Origin of the sequence: Nitrospirillum viridazoti CBAmc, from assembly GCF_000730165.1 — a bacterium.
In the GTDB taxonomy this organism is placed as follows: Bacteria; Pseudomonadota; Alphaproteobacteria; order Azospirillales; family Azospirillaceae; genus Nitrospirillum; species Nitrospirillum viridazoti.
Map to the genome: position 1 here is coordinate 1,849,821 of NZ_CP022110.1, position 18,070 is coordinate 1,867,890.

Below are 18,070 nucleotides of genomic sequence, written 5' to 3' on the forward strand. Positions count from 1 at the left end.
CCTAGGCCCCCGTCCGGGGGCACCTGCCGCTGCCACCACGCCTGATCCAAAGCCGCCATGACCGATACCGCGCGCCGCATCGTCGGCCTTATCGCCACCGAACTATCCGCCCGCCCCGAACAGGTGGCGGCGGCAGTTGCCCTGCTGGACGAAGGCTCGACCGTGCCTTTCATCGCCCGCTACCGCAAGGAGGCGACCGGCGGCCTGGATGACACGCAACTGCGCACCCTGGATGAACGCCTGCGCTACCTGCGTGAGATGGAGGAGCGGCGCGCCGCCATCCTGAAATCCATCGAGGAGCAGGGCAAGCTGACGCCCGAATTGCAGACCCAGATCGCGACAGCCGACACCAAGACGCGGCTGGAGGATTTGTACCTGCCCTATAAGCCCAAACGCCGGACCAAGGCCATGATCGCGCGGGAGGCGGGGCTGGAGCCCTTGGCCGACCTGCTGCTGAACGATCCGACCCACGATCCGGAAACCAGCGCCGCCCCCTATGTCGATGCAGAGAAGGGCGTGGCCGACACCAAGGCGGCCCAGGACGGCGCCCGCGCCATCCTGGTGGAGCGCATGGGCGAGAACGCCGAGCTGCTGGGCTTCCTGCGCGGCTATTGCCAGGAACACGGCCGCATCGTCTCCACCGTCGTGGAGGGCAAGGCCGAGGAGGGCGCCAAGTTCTCCGACTATTTCGACAAGGCGGAGCCCCTGGCCAACCTGCCCTCGCACCGCGCCCTGGCCCTGTTCCGCGGCCGCGCCGGCGGCATCCTGGACCTGGCCATGAAGGTGGGCGAGGACCCCGCCCCCGGGCAGCAACACCCCTGCGAGGCGGCCATCGCCAACCGATTCGGCATCCAGGACCGGGGCCGGCCCGCCGACCGCTGGCTGCTGGACACCTGCCGCTGGGCCTGGCGCACCAAGATCGCCCTGCATCTGGAACTGGACCTGATGGGCACGGTGCGCGACCGGGCGGAGGATGAGGCCATCGCCGTCTTCGGCCGCAACCTGAAGGGCCTGTTGCTGGCGCCGCCCGCCGGCCAGCGCGCCACCCTGGGGCTGGATCCGGGCATCCGCACCGGTGTGAAGGTCGCCGTGGTGGACGCCACCGGCAAGCTGCTGGAGACCACCACCATCTACCCGCACGAGCCGCGCCGCGACTGGGTGGGCTCGGTCGCCACGCTGGCGGCCTTGGCCGGCCGGCACAATGTCGGCCTGATCGCCATCGGCAACGGCACGGCCTCGCGCGAGACGGACAAGCTGGCCGCCGACGTCATGGCCCAGTTCCCGCAGCTGAAACTGACCAAGATCATGGTCTCGGAGGCTGGCGCCTCGGTCTATTCCGCATCGGAAGTGGCGGCCAAGGAATTCCCCAACCTGGACGTCAGCCTGCGCGGCGCCGTCTCCATCGCGCGGCGCCTGCAGGACCCGCTGGCCGAACTGGTGAAGATCGATCCGAAGTCCATCGGCGTCGGCCAATACCAGCATGACGTCAGCCCCACCAAGCTGGCCCGCACCCTGGACGCCGTGGTCGAGGATTGCGTGAACGGCGTGGGCGTGGACCTCAACACCGCCTCGGTGCCCCTGCTGGCCCGGGTGTCGGGCCTGAGCGACAGCATCGCCCGCAACATCGTCGATTACCGTGATGCCCACGGCGCCTTCCGCAACCGCCGCCAGCTGTTGGACGTGTCGCGCCTGGGCCCCAAGGCCTTCGAACAGGCCGCCGGCTTCCTGCGCATCCGCGACGGCGACACCGCCCTGGATGGGTCTGCCGTGCACCCCGAATCCTACACGGTGGTGGAGCGTATCCTGGCCAAGACCGGGCGCACCTTGGCGACGCTGATCGGCGACGTGCCCTTCCTGCGCAGCCTGGATCCGGCCGACTACGCCGACGATCGTTTCGGCATCCCAACGGTTGAGGATATCCTTAAGGAACTGGAGAAGCCCGGCCGCGACCCGCGCCCCGAGTTCAAGACTGCCGCCTTCAAGGACGGCGTGGAGGAACTGAAGGACCTTCAGCCCGGCATGGTGCTGGAAGGCGTGGTCACCAACGTCACCGCCTTCGGCGCCTTCGTCGACGTGGGCGTGCACCAGGACGGCCTGGTGCACATCAGCCAGCTGGCCGGCAAGTTCGTGAAGGATCCGCATGCCGTCGTCACCGCCGGCGACATCGTCAAGGTCAAGGTGCTGGAGGTGGACCTAAAGCGCCGCCGCGTCGCCCTGACCATGCGGCTGGAAGAACAGGCAGCCCGTCCGGCCGGCAATGGCCCACGCCAGGAGGACGCCCGCCCCGGGAATCGCCCCGGGAACCGCAACGACAATCGCGGCCTCAGCGGCAGCCGCCCTCAGGGGGCACCGGGCAACGGCTACAAGGGCGGTGACCGCGACGGCAAGCCGGGCGGCGGCCCCCGTCCCCACCAGGGCGGCGGCAAGGCCCAGGAATCGCGCGGCGGCAGCTTCGGCAACGCCTTCGGCGGCGCCCTGGCAGACGCCTTCGCCCGCGCCCGCAAGGACAAGTAAGCAACCAAGAGCACTCCCACCCGCATGAGGCCAGTCCTCATGCGGGCGCAGGACACGACCGCGTCCGCCCGGCGCCTGAGCGGGCTCCGTTAACGCTTATGAATCAGCTTGGCGCGGGCCAGGGCCAGCGATTTGGTCAGGGCCTGCCCCAGCTCACCGCCGTCGCCCTTGATGTCGTCGCGCACCACGACATGCATGGCATCGATGTGCAGGCCCACCACCGTCAGCAGGGCATCGGTGGGATTTTCCAGATCCACCAGGAAGTGGTTCATGGAATTGGCGAAATCGGACAGCAGGTTGTAGCCGAAGGTCCGGCCCAGGGTCATGATCCCATCGGAAATCTTGTAGACCTTGCGCAGATGCTGGACGCGATGTTCCGTGTCGCGCTTGGCCTGTTCGAAGGCGGCCTGCAACGTGGTCAGGTCGATGCGGGTCTGGGCCTGGTGCGCCTCTGCCATGCGGGCCACGTGGCGGCTCGCCCGATCGATGGCCGCCGGGTCGATTTGCCCAGGCTTGCCCGCCGCCCCGCCGACCTTGGCGCGCAACTTGTTCGGCAGCTCGATGATCTCCACCACCCGGGTGCCCTTCCCAGGCAGGCCTTTATCGGACTTGTCGGTCATACCCGTCCCTCCCATAAGGGATCACAACTTTCCAAAAGCCAGTCGGCATGTCCCACCATCCGTGTTAGCCCAAAGTTTCCGGCGAGGGGGGCGCCGCTTCCGCCCCAACGGCCCCGCCCGCCTCCTCGGCGGCCACCTCGGGCACGGCCTGGCCAACGGGCGGCAGCGCCTCGTCCTCGATGGGCGCCTGTGCCCCGTCCAGCGTCACGCGGCGGCCCGTCATCACGCGGCGATCGTCCCCCGCATAGGGCAAGGTCTGCCGCCGCCGATCAGGCCCGATATAGCCCGGCGCGCGAATGAAGGGCCGCGGCTTGTCGACGATGGCCACCAGGCGCGAAGCGACATTGGCCACCGACATGGGTTTGGCCAAGTATTCAGTGACCCCGCCGTCGCGCGCCATGCGCACGGCGTTCTCATCCGCCTCGCCGCTCATCATGATGTAGGGCATGAACTTCAGCTTGTCGTGGTCGTGCTCACGCACCCACTTCAGCAACTCCAGCCCATCCACCGGCGCCATGAGATGATCGGCAAAGACGATGTCGATGTCACTGGCCCCCTGGATTTGCGTCGACACGTCCAGGATGGCGGTCGCCTCCTCGCCATTCTCCGCCTGCAGCACGCGGCCGACGCCCAGGCCCCGCAGCACCGTGACCAAGATGGTGCGCACGAAGCGGTTGTCGTCGGCCACCAGAACGCTCAAGCCGTCCAGGCGGTAGTATTTTCCGGACTTTGCTGATGCCATATCGCCTGATGCCAGCCGACCCCTGTGTGGCCGGCAGTGTAGCCCCTTCCATTGTCTCGCGCGCGGGGTTAATGCGGCGGGAACCATACTGCGCGCCGCATCCGATCTTCACCCTATCCCCTCGCACAGTGCGGTATGCGCGCCGTTCTTGCGCAGTTAACGGTTTGGTGACGAGAGGCGGCCTATGGTTCGCTCATCCCCGGATGGAGCCGCCGCACGCGGGTCCCTGCACCGGGCAGGTGTTGATAAGGAGCGCCAGTCCCATGTCCCGGCCTATCCCCCAGAACAACCTCATCGAACGCACGTCCGTCCTGACCTACACGCTGATGGAACAGCTGCACGATGTGCTGAACACCCCCAGCGCGCCGGACGACGTGACCCTGGGCATGCTGATGGGACTGTCCATGTTCCTGGATGATCAGATCGGCCCTTTCCGCATGACTCAGCTGCTGCAGGCGGCACCCGACATCATCCTGCGCACGGACGCCCACGTCACCCGCGACCAGATCGACCGTTTCCTGCCGGTTCTGCGCGCCTTCGGTGACAAGCTGGCCGCCCTGACGCCGGAAACCGTGGCCGAGCCCACCACCAGCCTGTCGTGAGGCGCGGCCGCACACGCGGCCTTTTCACCAGACGGTGCCACGCTTATTTGTAGAAAAGGTCACCGCCCCCTTCGACCGCCGCCCTGAACCGCGGCCGCCATGGTTGAACGCACATGCTTTCGCAGTTGGACAACGCCCACCCCGCCCTGTTCCTGGTCTTCGCCTGCGCGGCGGTGCTGGCCGCCACCGCCATGACCATTGGCTATGTCTGGCGCCGCCTGGGCCGCCTGGCCGTGCGCCAGTCAAATCTGGCCCGCACCGCGTCGGACCACCTGACGCGGCTACAGCGCGACCTGACCGACCTGGCCGGCCAGGTGGAACGGCTGGGTGAATTCAACCAGCGCCTGACGGAAGAGGTGGATATGCTGCGCCACCGCCTGGCCGATGGCGGCCATGAGCCGCAGGATTACCACCCCAGGGTTCTGCATTGAGCGCCGGCGGCCCGGCCGCCGACCCACATCCCGTTCGCGAACGGGAGATCCGCCGCTGGCATGACAGCAGCCAGGCCTGGGACCGCTGGGCCGACAGCATGGCGGACCCCGCCGCGCGCCTGAACCAGCCGCTGCTGGCCGCGCTGGCGCTGCAGCCACACCACACCCTTCTGGATTTGGCCAGCGGCGCCGGTGAACCGGCGATCACCGCGGCCAAGGATATGAATCCGGCCCAGGGCTCCGAAGGGGGACGCGTGCTGGCCAGCGACCTTGTGCCTGCCATGCTGGCCGGCGCCCGCCGGCGCGGGGCCGGCGTCGCCGCCCTTTCCTTCCTGGCGGCCGACATGACCGCCCTGCCCCTGGCCCCCGCCAGCGTGGACCGGATCAGCTGCCGCTTCGGCCTGATGTTCGTGCCGGATGCGGCCGGCGCCGTGGCCGAGATGCATCGCGTCCTGCGGCCGGGTGGCATCGCGGCCTTGCTGTGCTGGGGCCCGAAGGTCGGCAACACCCTGTTCCGCCTTCTGGATGAAGCGCTGGGCGGCGTGCCGGAGTTGGCCGTGCTGTTCCGCTTCGCCGAAGAGGGCGCGTTGGGCCGCCTGTTCCTGGACGCGGGCTTTGACACCGTGTCGGAAACCTCGCTGGAACAGTCGGCCCTGGCCGACCCCGCCAAGCCCTTCTGGCGCCCCACCCTGGACATGGCCTTCACCCCCGCCCTGGCCCGGATGTCGGCCGAGGGGCGCGCGGCGGTGGAAGATCGCATCGCCGCCGCGGTGGCGCTGGAAACGAAACTGGACGGGAAAATACCCGTCCATCTCCACGCCCGGCTGTTGGTGGCTCACAAGTAAGGGTTGGTCAGGGCTGCGGCGGCGTCCCATCGGTTGGCGGCACCGGCGGTTGGCCGGCCGTCGCGTTCACCACTGGGTCCACCACGCTTTCCGGGGCCACGGCGCCGTCCGTCATGGTGCCCTCCATCATTGCCCCCTCTGTCATCACGCCCTCTGGCCCTTCCGGCTCGGCACCCACCAGCGATTCCGCCTGGGTCATCAGGCGCTGGTACTGGCGCACGCTGAAGGGCAGCGTGGCGAGATAGCCCACGCCCAGGATCAGCAGGGTGGTCCAGGGCGCGCTGACGACACCGGCTGCCAGCAGCACCAGGCCCAGGAAAATGAAGACGACATAGCGCGGGTGGATGCGCAGCCCCTTCAGGGAAAAGGTGGGGATGGCGCTGATCATCAGCGCCGCCATGCCCACGGTCCACACCACGACGAAGGCCGGGTGGCCCACGACCGTGCGCCCCATCTCGAAACTGGCGACGATGGGCAACAGGGCCAGGCCGGCGCCGGCCGGGGCCGGCACGCCGGTGAAGTAGTTGTAGGCCCACACCGGCTTCTGCGCGGCCGATCCCAGGGCGGTGTTGAAGCGCGCCAGCCGCAGGGCGGCGCAAGCCCCGAACAGCAGGCAGGCGATCCAGCCGAAGCTGCGCGCCTCGTTCAGGCCCCACATGTACAGGATCATGGCCGGAGCCACGCCGAAGCTGACCACGTCGGACAGGCTGTCCAGTTCCGCCCCGAACTTGCTCTGCGCGTTCAGCAGGCGGGCGATGCGGCCGTCCAGCGCGTCCAGCACGGCCGCGACCACGATGGCGACGACCGCATGTTCCCAACGCTGCTCGGTGGCGAAGCGGATGCCGGTCATGCCGGCCGACAAAGCCAGCACCGTCAGCATGTTGGGCAACAGCTTGTTGATGGTGAGGCCTCCCAGGCGCGGCGGCCGGATGGCCCGGCGCCGCCGTCCCAGCGCGCCCCCGCCTGTCCTCGGGGGACGTTGCACCATCAGCGCACCACGCCCTGACGCTGCGGCTCGGCACTGGCCAGGTCGGCCAGGATGGTCTCGCCGCCCAGGGCCTTCTGCCCCACGACCACCAGGGGCTGCACGCCGTCCGGCAGGTAGATGTCGGTGCGGCTGCCGAAGCGGATCAGGCCGTAGCGCTCACCGGTCGACACGCTCTGCCCCGGCTTCAGGGTGCAGATGATGCGACGGGCCACCAAGCCGGCGATCTGCACGAAGGCGATCTCGCGCCCATTGGGCATGGCCAGGCGGATGCTCATGCGCTCGTTCAGGTCGCTGGCCTTGTCCAGGGCGGCGTTCAGGAACTTGCCCGGGTGGTACTCGGCGCGCGTCACCGTGCCCTCGATGGGGGTGCGGTTGATATGCACGTTGAACACGTTCAGGAAAATGCTGATGCGGGTCAGCGGCTCCGGCCCCATGCCCAGCTCGGGCGGCGGCACCGCCTTGGTGATCATCTGCACCAGGCCGTCGGCCGGACTGACCATCAGGCCGGGTCGGGTGGGCACCACGCGGTCGGGGTCCCGGAAGAAGTAGGCGCACCATGCCGTCAGGATCACCCCGATCCAGCCCAGGAAGGTGGAGAGCCAGAACAGGATGAGCGTGACCACGGCGAAGGCCAGGATGAAGGGCCAACCGGCGCGGTTGATCGGCACGATGACGGTGCTGAGAGCGGACATTTGCACTTTCCAAAGGCGGCCCCGGGGATGGGTCCGAGGGATATAGGCGGGCCCCAGGGAGATGGGTAGACCGGCGCAGTGTAGACAGGGCCGGTCCGGATTTTAAGTGTCAATGCATATCGTTCGGGTTAACGGGGGGACCGCCCCGGCTGTTCAAGGCCTTTTTTGGCCATACGCCAAGGTCGGCAGCTGCACACTGAGCTCGACCCTGTGAACTATGACAGGTTGCCTACCGGTCTCCTCCGCAAGGGCGGATATCCTTTCACGTCGTTTTGCGGAAAAATGTAGTCAATCTGGGTCGGCCCCTGGCAACGGCGCGTCCTGGTGTTTCTTGCGACGTTGACAGGTTGCTGCGCCGTGCGTGCCGAACAGACAATCGATCGGGAACTGACCCAGCGGTCCTCCACGGCCCGTCATCCCCGTTATCGCATCGTGGTCGTCGAGGATGAGGCGCTGATCGCCCTCGGCCTCCAGCAAATCCTGTTGCAGCAGGGCCATGAGGTGTGCGCCCTGGCCGCGTCGGTGGAAGAGGCGGTCGAGGCGGTGGATCATCACCGTCCCGACCTGGTGCTGATGGACGTCATGCTGCGCGGGGGTGACGACGGCGTTGAAGCGGCGGAGCGCATCTGGAAGCGCTTCGGCATCCGCAGCCTGTTCACCAGCGCCCTCGACGCCAACATCCTGCGCAACCGCGCCCATTCCATTTCCCTGGGCTTCATCACCAAGCCCTACCGGGCGGAGGACTTCCAGCGCAGCCTGGAAACCCTGAGCCTGGCCTGAGCTATCCGCGCCCCATGACGTGCAGCGGGCTGAAGCAGCCGTAGATGAGCCGCTTGGCATCGAACGGCATGTCACCAGGGATGTCGAAGCGCGTATCGTCGCGCATCTTCTCCTCGGCCGCGTCCAGCGTCTCCTTGTCCGGCCACACCTGCCAGGAAAAGACAATCTTCTCCCCCGGTTGGGCCGCCACCGCCCGGCGCATGTCGGTCTGCTTGCCATCCGGGACGTTATCCTCCCAGGACTCGACGATTTCCAGGCAGCCAAATTCCTTGAACAGCACGGCGCTGTTCTCCGACCAGGCGCGATAGGCGTCCTTCTTGTCCCCAGGCACGGGAATCACAATGCCGACGATGTACATGGTCCAGCCCTCCCCTGCGGATGAGATGCGAACCGCATCATAGCAAAGCATCGCAAGGGCTGGCAGCGGGCACGCCCGCGCGCTATGACGGCACCATGCCGCCCATCGACCAGACCGCCCTTCCCATCGATGCCGTGCTGCCGGACCTGCTGCGGATCCTGGCCGGCACGCCCAACGCCGTGCTGCAGGCCGCCCCCGGCGCCGGCAAGACCACACGCGTGCCCCTAGCCCTGCTGGACCAGCCCTGGCTGGCCGGCCGGAAGATCATCATGCTGGAACCCCGGCGCCTGGCCGCCCGCGCCGCCGCCAAGCGCATGGCCGACACCCTGGGCGAGACCGTGGGCGGGACGGTGGGATACCGGGTCCGCCTGGACACGCGCGTCGGGCCGACGACCCGCATCGAAGTCGTGACGGAAGGCCTGTTCCTGCGCCAGTTGCAGGGCGACCCGTCGCTGGACGGCGTGGGCATCGTGCTGTTTGACGAATTCCATGAACGCAGCCTGGACGCCGACCTCGCCCTGGCCTTCTGCCTGCAGGCCCAGGACCTGTTGCGCGAGGATCTGCGCCTGCTGGTCATGTCCGCCACCCTGGACGGCGCCGCCGTGGCCAGGCTGTTGGCCAACGGGGGACATGACGCGGCCCCCATGGTGACCAGCGAGGGCCGCGCCTTCCCGGTGGAGACGCGCTGGGTCGAGCCCGCGCCCACCGACCGGCTGGAGACGGCCGTGGCCCGCGTGGTCAAGCGCGCGCTGATGGAGGAACCGGGCAGCGCCCTGGTCTTCCTGCCTGGAACCGGCGAAATCCGGCGCACGGAAAAGGCCCTGGCCGATCTCGGCCTGCCCCGCGACGCGGTGGTCGCCCCGCTCTATGGCGACCTGGCGCTGGACCAGCAGGAGGCGGCCATCCGTCCGGCCCCGGCCGGCCAGCGCAAGGTGGTGCTGGCCACCGCCATCGCCGAAACCAGCCTGACCATCGACGGCATCCGCATCGTGGTCGACGCCGGCCAGGCCCGCCTGGGCCGCTTCGATCCCGGCAGCGGCATGAACCGGCTGGAAACGGCCCGCGTCTCCCGTGCCTCCGCCGACCAGCGCCGGGGGCGTGCCGGGCGCCTGCAACCCGGCGTCTGCTATCGGCTGTGGAGTGAACAGGCGGACCGGGCGCTGACGCCCTATGCCCCGCCGGAAATCCTGCGCGCCGACCTGGCCCCCCTGGCGCTGGAGCTGGCCGCCTGGGGGGTCGACGACGTGACCGCCTTGCCCTGGCTGGACCTGCCGCCGGCTGCCCCCCTGGCCCAGGCCCGCACCCTGCTGAGCCAGCTGGGCGCCTTAGATGACGAATCCAGGATCACCGCCCACGGCCGACGCATGGCCACGCTGGGCATGCATCCACGCCTGGCGCACATGGTGCTGACGGGCGTTGAGCTGGGATTGGGTGCCGCCGCCGCCCACCTGGCGGCCCTGCTGGAGGAGCGTGATCCCCTGCGCGGCATCTCTCGCGACGCCGATTTGCGCCGCCGGCTGGACCTGCTGTCCGGCCAGGACGGCGGGGCGGCCGACCGCAACGCCCTGCGCCAGATCCGGGAAAGCGCCCGCCAGATCATGCGCCAGCTGCGCATCACCGACCGGTCGTTCACCGGCGAGGACGCCGGCCGCCTGCTGGCGTTGGCCTATCCCGACCGCCTGGCACAAAAGCGCCCCGGCGGCCAGGGCCAGTACCGCCTGGCCAACGGCAAGGGGGCGGTGCTGGACAGCGCCGACGCCCTGTCCCGCCAGGATTGGCTGGCGGTGGGCGACCTGGACGGCGACGCGCGCGAGGCCCGTATCTACCTGGCGGCCCCCATCACGCGGGAGGAGATCGAGGAGGTCTACGCCGACCGTATCGTGACCGAAGAGCTGGTGAGCTGGGACGGGCGCGAACAGGCGGTGCTGGCCCGTCGTCGCCGCCGCCTGTTCGGCCTGGTGCTGAAGGATGAGGCGCTGAGCCAGCCTTCGGGCGAGGCCATGGCCGCCGCCATGATGGCCGGCATTCGCGAGATGGGCTTGACGGCCCTGCCCTGGACCAAGGCGCTGGAGGCGTGGCGGGAACGCGTGCGCTTCCTGCACCGCTCCGGCGGCGCCGACACTTGGCCCGACCTGTCGGACGAGGCGCTGCTGGCCACCATGGAGACTTGGCTGGCCCCCTACCTGCCGGGCATCAGCCGCGCCAGCCATTTGCCGCGCCTGGACCTGCACAGCGCACTGACCGGCATGCTGGACTGGCCCCAGGGCCAGGAGCTGGAGCGTCAGGCGCCCACCCATATCGACGTGCCCAGCGGGTCGCGCCTGCCCATCGACTATTCCGGTGAAGTCCCCACCCTGGCCGTGCGCCTGCAGGAGCTGTTTGGCCTGCCGCAGACGCCGACGGTGGCGGGCGTGCCCGTGCTGCTGCACCTGCTGTCGCCGGCCCATCGCCCCATTCAGGTCACCCGCGACCTGGCCTCCTTCTGGGCCAACACCTATCGCGACGTGAAGAAGGATCTGGCGGGCCGCTACCCCCGCCACTACTGGCCGGATAATCCTCTGGAAGCGGAGCCGACGGCCCGGGCCAAGCGACGCGGGACCTAGCTCTGGCGCCCTCAAATGAAGCCGCGCTCTCGCCGCTTACGGCTTCCAGCTTTCGACCACCGCCCGCGCCACGCTGGCGATGAAGGCATCCGCCCGCTCGCGAGGGCCTTGCACACTGGCGACATAGACCGCCACGGCGTAGCGGTGGCCGTCCGGCGCCGTCATCAGGCCCACGTCGTTGTTGGCCAGGGTCACGCCTTCGACGGAAGGTCCCGCCCCGGGCTTGTGCGCCACGGTCCAACCTGCCGCCAGGCCGGCCTTCAGACGGTTGGGCTGGGTGGTGGTGTGGTCCAGGATGTCCAGCAGGCGGCGGGTGCTGGCGGGGCTCAGCAGCTCGCCCTTGTCCAGCCGGTCCAGCAGCAGCGCCATGGTGGCGGGCTGGGCCGTGTCGCGCGGGTCGCTGAGATAGGCCTCACGCTTGGCGAGGCGGGTGGCGACTGGCACGGCGTCGGCCGCAGCCCGGAATGCCGCCGGTTCGACATAGGCGTCCTTCCAGGTCAAGCCCAGGATGTCGCTTTGCAGGTGGCGTTCATCCCGGTCCACGCGGATGCCATCCAGCCCCCGGGCCGTCAGCGCGGCCTGCACCGCCGCCGGGCCGCCGATCAGGCGCAGCACGGTGTCGGCGGCGACGTTGTCGCTGTCCGCCACCATGCGCGCCATCAGGTCGTCCAGCGTGGTGGTCCAACCGGCGGGGGTGATGTTCTTGGCCAGCGGCTGCCAATAGACGGAACGGTCCTTGGGGTAGAGCGTGACCTTTTGCGCCAGGTCCATGCGGCCGTGATCCACCAGATCCAGCAGCGCGATGGCCACCGTCAGCTTGAACACGCTCTGCTCGGGAAAGCGCTCCCGCGCCTTTACCCCCATCTCGGCACCGGTGACGCCATCGCGCACGGCGATGCCAGCCTGGCCGGGGAAGTCGTGGGCCAGGCGGTCCAGGCGCGCCTGCAGCGCCGGCATGTCCAGGGTGCCGGCGCCGGCGGGCGCGGCGACGGCAAGACACAAGGCGGCAGCGCAGGCCGCGCGCAGCGTCAATGTCAGCATTGAAAAGGTCCCCATCCCTCTCGGGCTCGCCGAAGATCGGCGGCCACGGAGGAGTGCCCGGAAACTATGGTGGAAGCGTGGCGGCCACACCACCCAAGGTCAGACCTTGGTGGTCAGGTCCGTCAGCTTGCTCAGCAGATAGTCCAGGTCGTCGCTGGCCATTTCCTCGAACTGGGTGAGGATGCGCTCCAGCATCTTGCGGCGATGGCGCTCCAGGTCATGCTCGCCGCCGTCGAACTCCGTCTCGCTGGCGACATCCAGCGCCACCTTGATGGCCGGGTAGATCGACTGCGGCATGCCGGTGCGATCGAACAGCGCCTTCATGCCCAGCTTGCCGGCATCATGGATCAGCATGCGGGCGTTCGGCGTGGGGATGCGGGCCAGCTGGGCCAGCGCCACCTCGAAGAAAGCCACGTCGCCCATGCATAGCGACCGCAGCAGCAGCGACGGTGACAGGCGACCGTTGCGGTACAGCTGCTCAATCAGCGTTTCCAGCTGGGCGTCGGTGGCGACCCCCACCAACTCATAGGTCGCCTTTTCGCGGCCCTGCAGGACGATGTCGCTGGCGACGTCGGCCGGCAGTTCATGCCGTTCCACCAGCCGCTCGCGCAGCTGTTCCGACACCATGGTCACCAGGCGCTCGGCAATGGTGACGGGCAGGCTGCCGCGTTCGATCAGGGGGGCGTGGACGGCGTCGCTCTTGGGGAAGCGGTTCAGCACGCGGGTCAGCGCCGCTTCCGTCACCTTGGCGGCCTCGTTGGCCATCAGAGTGGCGACAGCGGTCTCGGCGCCATTGTCCACCAGCGCGTCGGCCACACCCTCCGACACGTCGGGACGCTTGGCCACGGCCGATTGTTTGGCTTCCGAACCGGTCTTGATCAGCTCGATCAGGTCGGCATCGGTCAACACCGACGACAGTTCGATAAAAGGCAGCGACACCTCTTCCACATCGCGCGCCAGTTGCAGGGCGACGTCGCGGGGAATCGCGGGATAGGTCTTCAGGCTCTCCGACAGGGCGGAACGGACGCGCACGGCGGCGTCGCGCGCCATCAGGCGGACGATATCCTCGGCCAAGGCCCGTTCGGAAGGGGAAAGCTGGTCGGCGCCGAACTGGGCGGCAACCTTGGTGGCCATTTCGGCGCGGGTCGTGGCGGATGGATCGGCCAGAAGCCGTTGCACATCCTGATGCGTCAAGGTCTCGGACATTGGCAGGGCAACCCGCTCCCTTCGCTACCGACCGGCCACCTGGCTTTCCATCCCCACCCCTCCGCCGTCATGCGCGGCCGGACCGGGGGTACCAGGCTTCACCACCATTAAGGCCCCCGATGCATGCCGGGTGGCCATTGCCCACTAATAATACAGCCTTCCCCATCTTGGCCAACGCCATTTGGGTGATATTACCCGCCTATCCCCAGGGGCTGCTACGCGGGATTACCCATAGGGGATTGTTGGCGGTTGCGCCGACGCAGCGCGCGCTCCAACTCCTGGATGCGGCCCTCCACGTCCACCAGCCGTTCCGATGTCACCTCAAGATCGCGGTCATCATAGACGTAACTGCCGGGGTGTTCCGCCTGCCAGCGATCGACAGCCGCATCTCTTTCCTGCAAAAGTTCAATAATTTCATATCGGTACAGATTAACAATCGCGGTGATCCAGCGGTTCAGCGGCCAGGATGGCCGGGCGTGGTCGATCTGGAAGCCTTCCAGCATCCGCACCACCTCGGCCGCCGCGTACCAGGTTTCCCCCGTTACCCAGCGGTTGGTGGTGAACAACCGCGTTACCCGGCCCATGCCGTCGATCGAAATCCCCACCAGGTGGCTGAGCGCGGCGTTGCCGTCAGTGTCGGGCTGGAGATCGGGCAAGGGCGCCGGCGCCACCCCGTCCGGCATGCCCAAGGGCCGCATGAAGGTGTGAAAGTGCCCCATCTCCTCACCAACCAGTTCCGACTCCGGGTGGGCGTGGAAATAGTATTGGGCGTGGTATTCACTGTCGTAGACGTCCCCCGGCGGATGATGGTGCCAGGGGTCCAGCGGCGGCACCGCGTCGCGCAAAACCTCGCTCAGCACCGTGTCGCCGGTCTTGGCCAGCACCCGCGTGCACAGGCTGACTTCGCGCGCGGCCTCCACCAGCCGGGTCAAGGTCTCGTACGGCAGACCATCGACAACGGAACCGCCGCGCGCGGGGCCCTGAAGGAAGGGCATGGCCGTTCCCTTCCCTTAGACGCCGCCGCCGGCGCGCCGCCCGGGCTGCAGGGCCCATTCGGCCACCTGCCGGGCCAGCGTGTGGAAGGCCTCGTCATAGGCCGCCAGCACGGCGGGGAAGCCCGTGGACTTGGCCGGCACCCGGATTTCGAAGCCCTGGCTTTCCTGGATGGTGCGACGGGGCAGCGTCACCATCTTGCACTGGACGCGGATATGCACGGTGGGCACGTCTTCCACCGTCGTGTGGGGATATTCCGCTTGGAAATCGCGGATGTCGGTCAGCAGGACATAGTCGGCGCGCAGGCCGGAGCCCTCGCGCCCCACGCCCGAGACACGGCCGGAATACTCGAAGGACTCGATCAACAGGCCCTGCACCATCTCCGGCATCGGGTCCTGCCACTCGGCATCGAAATAACCGAAGTCCCCCTCCAGGCGGCTCAACGCGATCCGCGTGGTGTTCAGCACCGAGGTGGTGGTGGGCACCCCCACCAGCAGCTGCCAGCCCACGGGCGGGGCCGGCGAGAACTCGCGCGCGGCCGTCAGCCGCACCACGTGCGGCGGGCTGTCGAACAGGGAACAGGCGGGCAGCGCCCCCAGCGCCAGGCCACCGCCCATCACCCCCATCCCGCGCGCCAGCAGGCGGCGGCGGCTCATCGCACCCTTGTAGGCCCCCCTCATTTCACCTCCACCCCACGCTGCCGGCCACCGAACAGGAAGCCGGACGGATCGTTCTCGATACGGTTGGTCACCCGCGACAAGTTGTTGCTGAGCGTGCGCAGGTCACCGATCAGCTGGGTCAGGTCATAAAGGCCGCTGGAGGTGAAGTCGCGGATGGGCCCGCGATTTTCCTCCACCATGCCGCGCAGTTGCTCCACGGTCTGGTTCAGGTTGCGGGTCAGGACCTTCACGTCCTCCGCCGACTGGTTCAGGTTGCCGCTGATGCGCTTGGCGTCGCTGCCCACCGTGTTCACAGTGGTGCGAGTGTCGACCAGCAGCGCCTCGGTCTGCTTGCTGATCTCGCGTACGCTGCCGCGCAGCTCGTTCACAAGATGGCCGGCGTCCTGCACCGTGCCGTTGGCGGCCCCGGCGGTGGACGCCAGGTTGGCCAGCATGGAAGCGAAGGCCTTCTGGTTGTCTGGCGTCATGAAGCCCGCCAGGCTATCCGACAGCTTGATCAGGTTTTCCAGCAGGTGCGGCGCCTCCTGCAGCAATGAGGCGATGTTGCTGGGGCGCGAGGGGATGACGGGCACATCGACGTCATTCTGCGTCTCGCGCAGCAGCGGCGCCTCCTGGCTGCCGCCAGCGATCTCGACATAGACGCCGCCGGTAACGCCCACCGGTTCCAGCGAGGCCACGGCGTCGGACTTGATGGGGGTGTCCTTGGGCACCTCCACCTTCACCTCGATGCGTTCCACGTTGCCGGGATCGATGCGGATGTCGGTGACGCGGCCCACGGCCACGCCGCGATAGCGTACGGGACTGCCCGCCACCAGGCCGGTGACGGAGCCGGAGAAATAGATGCGGTAAGGGGTCGACGCCTTGTCGAACTGGACCTTGGCCAGCCAGACGATGGCGATGAACAGGGCCGCCGTCAGTGCCAGGATGAACCCGCCGACGAGCGCGTAGCTGGCGCGCGTTTCCATGTGAATTCAGCCCCTAACTGCTCAGCTCTTCACGGCCGCGCGGCCGCGCGGTCCATGGAAGTAGTCATGGATCCAGGGATGCGTGTCCGCCAGCAACATGTCAATGGTTCCCACCCTCATCTTACGGTCGACCAGCACCGCGATGCGATCGCAAATGGCATAAAGGCTGTCCAAATCATGGGTAACCATGACGACGGTCAGGCCCAAGCTGCGCTGTAATGTCCCAATCAGCTCATCGAAGGCGGCGGCACCGATGGGGTCCAGGCCGGCCGTCGGCTCATCCAGGAACAGAATTTCCGGGTCCAGCGCCAGGGCGCGGGCCAGGCCGGCCCGCTTGCGCATGCCACCCGACAGCTGGGACGGGTATTTGGAACAACTGTCCGGCGGCAGGCCCACCATGGAAATCTTGATGCGGGCCAGTTCCTGGATCAGGCAGTCCTCAAGATCCGTGTGCTCCTTCAGCGCCACCATGACGTTCTCCGCCACGGTCATGGAGCTGAACAGGGCGCCGTCCTGGAACAGCACGCCCCAGCGGCTCTGGATATTGCGACGGGCGGCGCTGTCGGCCGTCCACATGTTGGTGCCCAGCACCTCCACCCGGCCGGCGGTGGGGCGCAACAGGCCGATGATCTCCTTCAGCAGCACCGACTTGCCCGTGCCCGAGCCGCCGACGATGCCCATGACCTCGCCCCGCCGCACCTCCAGATCCACGCCGTCATGCACCGTCTGGCGGCCGAAGCGCGTGACCAAGCCATGCACCTGGATGACGGGCTCGGCATTATTCCCCACCGCCATATCAGTCGGGCCGTCCTGGATCATCGGCGCCCTCAGATCTTGAGATAGGAGAAGAGGATGGAGAACAGCGCGTCGAGCACGATCACCAGGAAGATGGATTCGACCACCGACCGGGTGGTCAGCTTGCCCACGCTCTCGGCGCTGCCGGTCACGTTCAGGCCCTCGAAACAGCCGACCAGCGAGATGACCATGGCGAAGACCGGCGCCTTGATCAGGCCCACCAGCATGGTGGTCGGGCTGACCGCCACCTGCAACTGCCGCAGGAACTGGCCCAGCGTGATGTCCAGCGTGCCGTAGGACATGACGGCGCCGCCGAAAAGCCCCACCACGTCGGCGTAGAAGCTGACCAGCGGTAGGGCCACGAACAGGGCGGCCAGGCGGGGCAGCACGAGCATCTCGATGGGGTCCAGCCCCAGTACCTGCATGGCGTCCACCTCCTGGTTCACCTTCATGGTGCCGATTTGCGCGGTGAAGGCGGAACCGGAGCGGCCGGCGACGATGATGGAGGTGATCAGCACCCCCAGCTCGCGCAGGATGCCGATGCCCAAGAGGTTGACGACGAAGATTTCGGCGCCGAATCGCCGCAGCTGGTCGGCGCTTTGATAGGCCAGCACCACGCCGATCAGGAAGGTCAGCAGGCCGATGATGGGCAGGGCGTTCAGGCCCACCTGTTCCAGATGGAAGAAGAAGGCCGTCCAGCGGAATCGGCGCGGATCGCGGGCCACGCGGGCGATGGTGATGAACACCAGCCCGAAGAAGCTCAGCAACTGGAACGCGTCCTCGGCCAGGCTGAAGGCGCCCTTGCCCACCCGCTCCAGCAGATCATGGAAGGGCCGATGCGGCGTGGTGACCTCGGGGTGGCGCACCACGGCGCGGCGCACGTCGCGCAGCAGGGTGCATTGGGCCGGCGTCGCGCCGACCACGGCCACCATCTCCCCCTCTGCCCGCAGGCGCTCGATCAGGCGGTCCAGCACCAGGGCACCGGCGGTATCCATGCCCGACAGGCCGGACAGGTCCAGCAGCACCTGGCCCGGCTTGCGCTCCGGCTTCAGGCGGGTCAGCGCCGTGTCCAGATGCTCCGCCCCCGCCAGATCCCAACGGCCCAGGGCAGCCAGCAACCAATGGTCGCCGTCCCATGCCGTCTTGATCACGCCGCTGCCTGCCGCCGCCATCTCGCCCCTTCGCCGGCCCGCCCCTTTACTGGGCCGGCCCCTG

At 68.1% G+C, this 18,070-nt stretch carries 18 protein-coding genes; 6 read left to right on the forward strand and 12 right to left on the reverse strand.

Going from position 1 to position 18,070, the window contains the following annotated elements; translation table 11 throughout:
• Nucleotides 1-57: 57 nt before the first annotated feature.
• On the forward strand, nucleotides 58-2,514 hold the full coding sequence (locus Y958_RS08500) for a Tex family protein (RefSeq protein ID WP_088871658.1): 2,457 nt from the start codon (nucleotides 58-60) through the stop codon (nucleotides 2,512-2,514).
• 89 nt (nucleotides 2,515-2,603) lie between these two features.
• Here Y958_RS08500 and Y958_RS08505 read toward each other — a convergent pair whose 3' ends face one another.
• Nucleotides 2,604-3,134, reverse strand: coding sequence for a hypothetical protein (locus Y958_RS08505; RefSeq protein WP_004273263.1), 531 nt, complete (start codon nucleotides 3,132-3,134; stop codon nucleotides 2,604-2,606).
• Between the two features lie 64 nt (nucleotides 3,135-3,198).
• Nucleotides 3,199-3,876, reverse strand: coding sequence for a response regulator (locus tag Y958_RS08510; RefSeq protein WP_186291126.1), 678 nt, complete (start codon nucleotides 3,874-3,876; stop codon nucleotides 3,199-3,201).
• A 263-nt stretch (nucleotides 3,877-4,139) separates the two neighbouring features.
• On the opposite strand from Y958_RS08510, the gene Y958_RS08515 reads away from it, so the two are divergent.
• The 3 genes from Y958_RS08515 (at nucleotide 4,140) to Y958_RS08525 (ending at nucleotide 5,754) form a co-directional block, all read left to right on the forward strand.
• A complete protein-coding gene (locus tag Y958_RS08515; protein ID WP_004273698.1) occupies nucleotides 4,140-4,478 on the forward strand; it encodes a hypothetical protein in 339 nt (112 codons plus the stop codon).
• A gap of 113 nt (nucleotides 4,479-4,591) precedes the next feature.
• Complete coding sequence (locus tag Y958_RS08520; RefSeq protein WP_040848512.1) at nucleotides 4,592-4,909, forward strand: hypothetical protein; 318 nt, start codon at nucleotides 4,592-4,594, stop codon at nucleotides 4,907-4,909.
• Entirely contained in the window at nucleotides 4,906-5,754 is an 849-nt protein-coding gene (locus tag Y958_RS08525) for a class I SAM-dependent methyltransferase (protein ID WP_244909237.1), read from the forward strand. Before Y958_RS08520 ends, Y958_RS08525 begins: the two co-directional genes overlap by 4 nt.
• Before the next feature lie 7 nt (nucleotides 5,755-5,761).
• Here the strand turns inward: Y958_RS08525 and pssA are convergent, their stop codons facing one another.
• Nucleotides 5,762-6,742 (reverse strand): CDP-diacylglycerol--serine O-phosphatidyltransferase, encoded by a 981-nt coding sequence (gene pssA, locus Y958_RS08530; RefSeq protein WP_088871660.1) that lies wholly within the window; start codon nucleotides 6,740-6,742, stop codon nucleotides 5,762-5,764.
• Nucleotides 6,742-7,434: a phosphatidylserine decarboxylase gene (locus Y958_RS08535; protein WP_088871661.1), complete on the reverse strand. Its 693-nt coding sequence runs from the start codon at nucleotides 7,432-7,434 to the stop codon at nucleotides 6,742-6,744. Before Y958_RS08535 ends, pssA begins: the two co-directional genes overlap by 1 nt.
• A gap of 357 nt (nucleotides 7,435-7,791) precedes the next feature.
• Between Y958_RS08535 and Y958_RS08540 the strand changes: the two genes are divergently transcribed.
• Entirely contained in the window at nucleotides 7,792-8,214 is a 423-nt protein-coding gene (locus Y958_RS08540; RefSeq protein ID WP_186291128.1) for a response regulator, read from the forward strand.
• 1 nt (nucleotide 8,215) lies between these two features.
• Here Y958_RS08540 and Y958_RS08545 read toward each other — a convergent pair whose 3' ends face one another.
• A complete protein-coding gene (locus Y958_RS08545) occupies nucleotides 8,216-8,572 on the reverse strand; it encodes a DUF1428 domain-containing protein (RefSeq protein ID WP_004273697.1) in 357 nt (118 codons plus the stop codon).
• Between the two features lie 95 nt (nucleotides 8,573-8,667).
• Between Y958_RS08545 and hrpB the strand changes: the two genes are divergently transcribed.
• Nucleotides 8,668-11,175 (forward strand): ATP-dependent helicase HrpB, encoded by a 2,508-nt coding sequence (gene hrpB, locus Y958_RS08550; RefSeq protein WP_088871663.1) that lies wholly within the window; start codon nucleotides 8,668-8,670, stop codon nucleotides 11,173-11,175.
• A gap of 36 nt (nucleotides 11,176-11,211) precedes the next feature.
• On the opposite strand, the gene bla is transcribed toward hrpB, so the two are convergent.
• The 7 genes from bla to Y958_RS08585 form a co-directional block, all read right to left on the reverse strand.
• Nucleotides 11,212-12,216, reverse strand: a complete 1,005-nt coding sequence (gene bla / locus Y958_RS08555; protein ID WP_186291129.1) for a class A beta-lactamase — start codon at nucleotides 12,214-12,216, stop codon at nucleotides 11,212-11,214.
• Nucleotides 12,217-12,315: 99 nt separating this feature from the next.
• Nucleotides 12,316-13,422 carry a SpbR family protein gene (gene spbR, locus Y958_RS08560; RefSeq protein ID WP_088871665.1) on the reverse strand — a complete coding sequence of 369 codons (1,107 nt, stop codon included), beginning with the start codon at nucleotides 13,420-13,422 and terminating at the stop codon, nucleotides 12,316-12,318.
• A gap of 215 nt (nucleotides 13,423-13,637) precedes the next feature.
• Nucleotides 13,638-14,417 carry a DUF6969 family protein gene (locus tag Y958_RS08565; protein ID WP_088871666.1) on the reverse strand — a complete coding sequence of 260 codons (780 nt, stop codon included), beginning with the start codon at nucleotides 14,415-14,417 and terminating at the stop codon, nucleotides 13,638-13,640.
• Between the two features lie 15 nt (nucleotides 14,418-14,432).
• Entirely contained in the window at nucleotides 14,433-15,095 is a 663-nt protein-coding gene (locus Y958_RS08570; protein WP_088871667.1) for an ABC-type transport auxiliary lipoprotein family protein, read from the reverse strand.
• Entirely contained in the window at nucleotides 15,092-16,060 is a 969-nt protein-coding gene (locus Y958_RS08575) for an MlaD family protein (RefSeq protein ID WP_040846323.1), read from the reverse strand. Before Y958_RS08575 ends, Y958_RS08570 begins: the two co-directional genes overlap by 4 nt.
• Nucleotides 16,061-16,081: 21 nt before the next feature.
• Nucleotides 16,082-16,855 (reverse strand): ABC transporter ATP-binding protein, encoded by a 774-nt coding sequence (locus Y958_RS08580; protein ID WP_040846328.1) that lies wholly within the window; start codon nucleotides 16,853-16,855, stop codon nucleotides 16,082-16,084.
• A gap of 32 nt (nucleotides 16,856-16,887) precedes the next feature.
• Entirely contained in the window at nucleotides 16,888-18,027 is a 1,140-nt protein-coding gene (locus Y958_RS08585; RefSeq protein ID WP_088871668.1) for an MlaE family lipid ABC transporter permease subunit, read from the reverse strand.
• Nucleotides 18,028-18,070 lie beyond the last annotated feature (43 nt).

Excerpts from the sequence above, each read along its gene's own strand:
- Y958_RS08500 (WP_088871658.1), top strand. The coding sequence starts at position 58 with ATGACCGATACCGCGCGCCGCATCGTCGGCCTTATCGCCACCGAACTA.
- Y958_RS08505 (WP_004273263.1), bottom strand. The coding sequence starts at position 3,134 with ATGACCGACAAGTCCGATAAAGGCCTGCCTGGGAAGGGCACCCGGGTG.
- Y958_RS08510 (WP_186291126.1), bottom strand. The coding sequence starts at position 3,876 with ATGGCATCAGCAAAGTCCGGAAAATACTACCGCCTGGACGGCTTGAGC.
- Y958_RS08515 (WP_004273698.1), top strand. The coding sequence starts at position 4,140 with ATGTCCCGGCCTATCCCCCAGAACAACCTCATCGAACGCACGTCCGTC.
- Y958_RS08520 (WP_040848512.1), top strand. The coding sequence starts at position 4,592 with ATGCTTTCGCAGTTGGACAACGCCCACCCCGCCCTGTTCCTGGTCTTC.
- pssA (WP_088871660.1), bottom strand. The coding sequence starts at position 6,742 with ATGGTGCAACGTCCCCCGAGGACAGGCGGGGGCGCGCTGGGACGGCGG.
- Y958_RS08535 (WP_088871661.1), bottom strand. The coding sequence starts at position 7,434 with ATGTCCGCTCTCAGCACCGTCATCGTGCCGATCAACCGCGCCGGTTGG.
- Y958_RS08545 (WP_004273697.1), bottom strand. The coding sequence starts at position 8,572 with ATGTACATCGTCGGCATTGTGATTCCCGTGCCTGGGGACAAGAAGGAC.
- hrpB (WP_088871663.1), top strand. The coding sequence starts at position 8,668 with ATGCCGCCCATCGACCAGACCGCCCTTCCCATCGATGCCGTGCTGCCG.
- bla (WP_186291129.1), bottom strand. The coding sequence starts at position 12,216 with ATGCTGACATTGACGCTGCGCGCGGCCTGCGCTGCCGCCTTGTGTCTT.
- spbR (WP_088871665.1), bottom strand. The coding sequence starts at position 13,422 with ATGTCCGAGACCTTGACGCATCAGGATGTGCAACGGCTTCTGGCCGAT.
- Y958_RS08565 (WP_088871666.1), bottom strand. The coding sequence starts at position 14,417 with ATGCCCTTCCTTCAGGGCCCCGCGCGCGGCGGTTCCGTTGTCGATGGT.
- Y958_RS08570 (WP_088871667.1), bottom strand. The coding sequence starts at position 15,095 with ATGAGGGGGGCCTACAAGGGTGCGATGAGCCGCCGCCGCCTGCTGGCG.
- Y958_RS08575 (WP_040846323.1), bottom strand. The coding sequence starts at position 16,060 with ATGGAAACGCGCGCCAGCTACGCGCTCGTCGGCGGGTTCATCCTGGCA.
- Y958_RS08580 (WP_040846328.1), bottom strand. The coding sequence starts at position 16,855 with ATGGCGGTGGGGAATAATGCCGAGCCCGTCATCCAGGTGCATGGCTTG.
- Y958_RS08585 (WP_088871668.1), bottom strand. The coding sequence starts at position 18,027 with ATGGCGGCGGCAGGCAGCGGCGTGATCAAGACGGCATGGGACGGCGAC.